This is a genomic window from Oleiphilus sp. HI0086, from assembly GCF_001635225.1.
In genome coordinates this window covers 1-1,417 of the sequence record NZ_LWFZ01001011.1, presented here as the reverse complement: position 1 = coordinate 1,417, position 1,417 = coordinate 1, and the positions used below count along the sequence as shown (strand labels likewise).

Sequence of the window (1,417 nt, the reverse complement as noted above, 5' to 3'; positions counted from 1 at the left end):
TTCAAGCTCAGACAGTCGAAGTGATTAATACTGTCTTAAGTAGTGAAGAGGCTGGTGAGATAGAGAACGTTTATTTCACTAATTTTGTATTGCAGTAGTTTTGTTCAAGATGTTTTAAGTTATTTGTTTGGTGTTATTTTCGCGACCGTCAAATAGCTTATTTTGTGATTGCTTAAAAATTCATATAGTCAGGTATTAGTGTGCAAGATTTATTATCACAAGACGAGATAGATGCGTTATTGCATGGTGTCGATGATGGTGATATCGACACGGAGGACGATGCCGATGAAGAAGGTATACGCAATTACGACTTAGCGAGCCAAGATAGAATTGTGCGCGGGCGCATGCCTACGCTCGAAATGATCAATGAAAGGTTTGCCCGCTACACCAGAATCAGCTTGTTTAACCTGCTCCGTAGAAACGCCGACGTTTCTACGGGCGGTGTCCAGATCATGAAGTTTGGAGAGTATATCCATACTCTTTACGTTCCTACCAGTTTAAATATTGTCAAAATCAGACCTCTTCGCGGAGCTGGTTTATTTATTTTTGATGCCAAGCTAGTTTTTAAACTTGTTGATAACTTCTTTGGTGGTGATGGGCGTCATGCAAAAATTGAAGGGCGTGAGTTTACGCCTACCGAGATTCGGGTTGTTCATATGGTACTCGAACAAGTTTTTATCGATATGAAGGAAGCGTGGAGCGCAGTTTTCAAAATTGATTTTGAGTATATGAACTCTGAAGTTAACCCTTCAATGGCGAATATTGTTAGCCCTAGTGAAGTGATAGTAATTAGTACCTTTCATATCGAACTAGATGGCGGTGGTGGAGACCTTCATCTGGCCATTCCATACTCTACCATTGAGCCGATTCGCGAGATCCTCGATGCTGGTGTCCAGAGTGATGTTGACGATGTTGACGAGCGCTGGATGACAACTATTCGGAAAGATCTTTTAGAGGCTAATGTGCCTCTTAATGCGACAGTCCTAGAAGAACAGATATCACTTAGAGATGTTGCCAAGCTTGAAAAAGGTGATGTTATACCGATAGAAATGCCAGAGTTTATTACGCTAACTGCGAATAAGGTCCCTATGTTCAAAGCAAAGCTTGGGCAAAGTGATGGTCAGTTAGCGGCGAAAATTGAAGAAAAAATTGAACGACCCAACCTCATATCCAGTGTAGTTGACGAAAATTTGGAAGAAGAAAATGAGTGATAACGAAGATCAAAGTGAAGACGAAAAACTAGCATCTGAATGGGAAGCTGCAATGGAAGAGTCTGGTGATTCTGAAGGCGGCGAAGGTAGTGTTGAGGATGAGTGGGCGGCGGCAATGGCCGAAGCTGAAGCTATCGAAGGGGATGATGCTGATGATATTAAGTCTGCGCCTCTAGAGTCTTTTGATTCGCGTCCAGCTGCGGCTG

2 protein-coding genes and 1 pseudogene are annotated in these 1,417 nt (G+C 42.6%); all 3 read left to right on the top strand.

Annotated elements, in window-relative coordinates; all coding sequences use genetic code 11:
• A partial coding sequence (locus tag A3756_RS29305) for a flagellar basal body-associated FliL family protein (protein WP_368664594.1) occupies positions 1-98 on the top strand: 98 nt, incomplete at its 5' end.
• A gap of 96 nt (positions 99-194) precedes the next feature.
• Positions 195-1,211, top strand: coding sequence for a flagellar motor switch protein FliM (fliM, locus tag A3756_RS18165; protein WP_197470043.1), 1,017 nt, complete (start codon positions 195-197; stop codon positions 1,209-1,211).
• Positions 1,204-1,417: pseudogene (gene fliN / locus A3756_RS18160) on the top strand (flagellar motor switch protein FliN); the annotation flags it as partial. The gene fliM and the pseudogene fliN, both read left to right, overlap by 8 nt.